A 4,743-nucleotide genomic window follows, 5' to 3' on the forward strand; every position below is an offset into this window, starting at 1 on the left:
TCCACCAAGCTGTGTCGATCACGACCGCCCGGCGCGTGTTCCATGTGCTGACCAGCGCTGTCCCACAGCAGTTCCAGGCCGAGCGCCTGCTGCGTATCCAGCCCCTTATCACCGGCGCACACCGCGGTCGGCCCACACACGGAGGACCCCCATGAGAACACCGCCGCTGACCAGTCTGCTCGCCCAGAGGATGCTGGGGCTGCCTGCACCGATGACCCGGGACCTCGTGATCGAACGTGATCTCGAGGTCCCGATGCGGGACGGCGCCGTGCTGCTGGCCGACCGCTGGTCGCCACGCTCTGGTGGCGACGGCCTGCCGACCGCGCTGTTGCGCAGCCCGTACGGTCGAGGCGGGCCGTTCGCGTTGCAGCTGGCCAGGCCACTGGCCGAACGCGGGTTCCAGGTGCTGATGCAGAGCTCTCGCGGCACGGGCGGCTCCGACGGGGAGTTCGACCCGCTGCGTCGTGAACGGTTCGACGGAATCGACACCGTCGACTGGGTGGTGAAGCAGCCCTGGTTCGGCAGGGCGCTGGTGCTGAGCGGACAGAGCTACCTCGCATACAGCCAGTGGGCGATGGCCGACCAACTGCCCGCAGAGGTCAAAGCGATGATTCCAGCAGTCAGTGAGTCGGCGCTGGGCATGGCGTTTCTGCGCAAGGAGGCCTTCGCCCTGGAATCGCTGTTCGGATGGGCCCTGCTCATCGAGGCTGGGCGACGGCCCTGGGCGATGCCCCGGTTCCTGCTGGGCGCCCGCCGACGCCGCCGGGCCGAGACCGTGCTGCCGCTGTCCGACGCCGGCCACGCCGCTCTCGGCCACCGCTCCGACGTCATCCAGAACTTCCTGGCTCACGACTCCGACTCCCCGTTCTGGGCGGGGGGCGACCTGAGCCATCAAGTCTCGGACGTGACCATCCCGGCCAGCCTCATCGGCGGCTGGTTCGACGTCTTCCTCCATGGCCAGCTACGCGACTACACCCGCCTGGAAGCCGCCGGCCGTCGACCCCGCCTCACGATCGGCCCCTGGGCGCACTCCGACGGCCCGATGATGAAGGCCATGGTGATGGAGACCGTGGAATTCGGGCTGGCCCACGCCCAAGGCACCGAGCCCGCAGACCGAGCATCGGTGCGTGTGTTCGTCATGGGTGAGGAAAAGTGGCGCGACCTCTCGGCCTGGCCCCCGCCGGGATACGCGCCTGAGCGCTTCCACCTGCACCCCGCCGGCCGCCTGGCCCTTGAACCGCCGCCGGAATCGGCAGCGGATTCCTACCGCTACGACCCGGCCGACCCCACCCCCGCCTTCGCCGGGGTACGCATGATCCCCGGCGTCAAGGCCGGGCGGGTCGACAACACCGCGCTGGAAGCCCGTCCCGACGTCCTCACCTACACCAGCGACATCCTCACCGAGGAAGTCGAGATGATCGGAGATGTCAGCGCCGACATCTGGTTCCGCTCCAGCCTGCCGCACGCAGATGTGTTCGTCCGCGTCTGCGATGTCGATCCCGCGGGCCGTTCCACCAACATCTGCGACGGCCTCACCGGCGTCACGCAGGCCGACGAACTCTCCAACGTCACCGTCTCCCTGTCGCCCACCGCCTATCGGTTCCGCTCCGGGCACCGCATCCGCGTCCAGATCTCCAGCGGCGCGTTTCCGCAGTACAACCGCAACCTCGGCACCGGCGAACCCCGACTGACCGCCACCCGGCTGGAAGCCGCCGACCAGAGCGTATTCCACGATCCCGAACACCCCTCCACGGTCAGCCTGCCCACCCGAACGCGCTGACTCGGCAATACCCGGGCGGGCCTTGGAACGCGGCGAGAAGTGACCGTCCGAAGAGCGCCTGCTCCGGGTACACCCGCTCTGCTGACCGCACTCGTGCGGTCAGGTGGCGCTGTCGGGTGCGGGTTGCTGGTGTTTCGTGGCCCAGGAGGCGAGGATGCGCAGCGCGTCGTGGGAAGGGGTGCCGGGTTCGGCGGTGAGCACGACGAGTTGCTGCTCGGCGTCGATGCTGGCGGTGAGGGTGTCCCAGTCAAGGGTGAGCTTGCCGGCCACAGGATGATGGTAGGTCTTGGTGCCCATCGTGCGGGCGGCGACATGGTGGTCGCCCCACCAACGGCGGAAGTGCGGGTCCTGCACCGACAGTTCTCCGACGAGGGCGGCCAGCCGGGAGTCATCGGGATACTTGGCAGCCTGCATGCGCAACTGAGCGACGGTGGTGTGAGCGACCTCCTCCCAGTCCGCGTACAGCGTCCGCATCGCCGGATCGGTGAAAAGAATCCGTGTGTGGTTTCTTCTCTTCTCCGGAATCTCCGCGTAATCGGTCATCAGCGCGGCGGCCAGGGAATTCCAGGCAAGGACGTCCATACGGCGGCCCAGAACAATTGCCGGTGTGTCGATCAGGTTGTCCAGGAGGCGTTGCAGCGTCGGCTGTATCTTCTGCACGGCACGGCGACGAGGCCGATCCTGGCCCTTCCCGGCGAGTTCGAAGAGGTAGTCGCGTTGGTCGTCGTCCAGACGGAGCACCTGCGCCAGAGCGGACAGCACCGGCCCCGACGCCTGGATACGGCCCTGTTCAAGGCGGGTGTAGTACTCGGTGCTGATGGCGGCGAGTTGAGCGACTTCCTCACGGCGCAGTCCCTTGACCCGTCTCATGCCGCCTGTCTCGGGAAGGCCCACTGCGCGGGGACTCAGTCCGGCCCGGCGGGTCTTGAGGAACTCGCCCAGCTCGTTGAGATGCGCGTTGCGAGTCATACCGGCCAGTGTGACACCGAATGGACCGACATTGGGGGGTAAGAATCTATACCTGGAACCTTTCATCTTCCGCCCCCCCCAGCCATGGCAGCTGCAGGCCCGGTCTTACGTGTGGCTCACCTCCCCAGCGTTCCCAACGGCGCCTGCGTGACGTCCGGTGCCGGCCCGCCTTTCCTCTCGTCCCGCCCGTCGGGCCCGACGTAGTTCGCCGGGGGCAGGTCCTGCGTCGCGGCGTACAGCGTCGGCAGGGCGCCCGCCTTGTCGTCCTGGGTGTAGAACTTGTTGCCGACCTGCGTGAGCGCCTTCATCACCGGACTCGCGGCGTGGCTCTGCAGGTTGGTCGCCGCCCAGCCGGGGTGGGCGGCGAGGGAGCGGACCGGGGAGCCGGACTCCGTCAGGCGGCGCTGGAGTTCCAGCGGGTAGCGGTGGGCGACGGAGGCCACCGTCACCACCCGGTCGGTGATGTGCGGCAAAAGCAGGTTCGTCAGCGCGAAGTGGCCCAGATGGTCCGTGCCGAACTGCATCTCGAAGCCGTCCGCGGTCCGCCAATCACCGTCGTGGCCGCCGCAGGCGGGTCGCGTCCCATGCGTTGTTCTTCGTCTTCTCAGCCATGAGACGAATGTGGATGCTGACCCCAATGCTGCCAATGACAACAATGATGACAGTGACAACTATGCTGGCGCTGTCCACATGGCGTTAAGATGCCCCATGCTTGAGAGCCGCCCCTACCACCACGGAGACCTGCGAACCGCCCTGCTCGCAGCCGCAGAACGCACCCTGCGTGAGAAGGGGACCGGTTCGCTGTCCCTGCGCGAGCTCGCCCGCGAGGTCGGCGTGAGCCACGCGCCGCGCCCGGCCGGCACTTCAAGGACAAACAAGCCCTGCTCACCGCCCTGGCGCTGGCCGGGTACGAGCGACTGGGCCAGGCTCTGGACGCCGCCTACGACCCGGCACTTCCCCTTGAACTCCGGCTCACCGCCCTCGCCCGGGCTTACCTCGGCTTCGCCATCGACAACGCCGAGCTGCTGGAGCTGATGTACGCCCGCAAGCACGACCCCGACGCCTCGGAGCAGATGGCGACCGCGGTCGAACGGACGCTGACCAATGTCACCCACGTCCTCGCGGATGCCCAGGAACGCGGCGAGATCATCGCGAGCGACCCCGAGGAACTGAAGCTCGTCATGAGCACCGCCCTCCATGGCATGGCCGCCTTCATCGCCAGCTGCATGCTGCCCCCGGAGGAGGCGCTGGCGGGCGTGGACAGCCTGGTCCACCACCTGCTCCACGGCATGAAGCCTCGCTGATGCCTTTTCGCGAGGGGGCGGTACGGATCATGATGGAGACCGGTGCCATCGCCCTCAGCTCGGGTCGGCGGCTCGGGGAAACGGAGCGACGGCAACGTCGGCGGCGAAGGAGGCGAGCAGTTCGCTGTACTGCTTGGCGGCGGTGGCCAGGTCCTCGTCGGTCAGGCCGGTGATGGTGCTGTACACCTTGACCATCGGCAGGATGTCGAACTGGCACAGCCGCAGGGTCGCTTCCCAGCTGCCGAGGAGGCTCTCGACAGTGGCCTTGACCCAGCCGTCCGGGGTGTAGTCCTCGGCGTTGACGCCGGCGGTGACGGCTACGACGGCCTTCTTGCCGGCCAGTTGCGCGGGAGTGCCGTCCATGGTGAAGGCCCAGCCAATGGTGAGAACCTTGTCCTGCCACAGCCTGAACAGAGGGGTGGTGTTGTACCAGAACACCGGGTGCTGGAAGACGATCACATCGTGCTCGGCCAGCAGCGCCCGCTCGGCGTCGGCGTCGATCTGGAAGTCGGGGTAAGTGGCGTAGAGGTCGTGCACGGTGACATGGGGCAGATCGCGGACGGCGTCCACGAGTGCCGCGTTGGCCTTCGACTGGGACAGGTCGGGGTGGCCTACGACAAGGAGAACCTTGGGCATGATGAGAAGCCTTTTCAGCGATCAGTGATCAGTGATCAGTCAGACGGGTGTCAG

3 protein-coding genes and 2 pseudogenes are annotated in these 4,743 nt (G+C 67.4%); 2 read left to right on the forward strand and 3 right to left on the reverse strand.

Going from position 1 to position 4,743, the window contains the following annotated elements:
• Nucleotides 1-151: 151 nt before the first annotated feature.
• Nucleotides 152-1,780, forward strand: a complete 1,629-nt coding sequence (locus tag AB0I77_RS53135) for a CocE/NonD family hydrolase (protein ID WP_363290263.1) — start codon at nucleotides 152-154, stop codon at nucleotides 1,778-1,780.
• Between the two features lie 99 nt (nucleotides 1,781-1,879).
• Here the strand turns inward: AB0I77_RS53135 and AB0I77_RS53140 are convergent, their stop codons facing one another.
• Both AB0I77_RS53140 and AB0I77_RS53145 read right to left on the reverse strand, forming a co-directional pair.
• Nucleotides 1,880-2,749, reverse strand: coding sequence for a helix-turn-helix transcriptional regulator (locus AB0I77_RS53140; protein WP_363290264.1), 870 nt, complete (start codon nucleotides 2,747-2,749; stop codon nucleotides 1,880-1,882).
• A gap of 161 nt (nucleotides 2,750-2,910) precedes the next feature.
• Nucleotides 2,911-3,294: pseudogene (locus AB0I77_RS53145) on the reverse strand (oxidoreductase); the annotation flags it as partial.
• A gap of 145 nt (nucleotides 3,295-3,439) precedes the next feature.
• Between AB0I77_RS53145 and AB0I77_RS53150 the strand changes: the two are divergent.
• Nucleotides 3,440-4,053, forward strand: a pseudogene (locus AB0I77_RS53150) (TetR/AcrR family transcriptional regulator).
• Between the two features lie 54 nt (nucleotides 4,054-4,107).
• Here AB0I77_RS53150 and AB0I77_RS53155 read toward each other — a convergent pair.
• Nucleotides 4,108-4,689, reverse strand: coding sequence for an NAD(P)H-dependent oxidoreductase (locus AB0I77_RS53155; RefSeq protein ID WP_363290265.1), 582 nt, complete (start codon nucleotides 4,687-4,689; stop codon nucleotides 4,108-4,110).
• Nucleotides 4,690-4,743 lie beyond the last annotated feature (54 nt).

The organism is Streptomyces sp. NPDC050619, assembly GCF_040654815.1.
Taxonomy (GTDB): Bacteria; Actinomycetota; Actinomycetes; order Streptomycetales; family Streptomycetaceae; genus Streptomyces.

Bases quoted from the DNA above. Each gene is read 5' to 3' on its own strand.
- AB0I77_RS53135 (WP_363290263.1), top strand. From the start codon at position 152: ATGAGAACACCGCCGCTGACCAGTCTGCTCGCCCAGAGGATGCTGGGG.
- AB0I77_RS53140 (WP_363290264.1), bottom strand. From the start codon at position 2,749: ATGACTCGCAACGCGCATCTCAACGAGCTGGGCGAGTTCCTCAAGACC.
- AB0I77_RS53155 (WP_363290265.1), bottom strand. From the start codon at position 4,689: ATGCCCAAGGTTCTCCTTGTCGTAGGCCACCCCGACCTGTCCCAGTCG.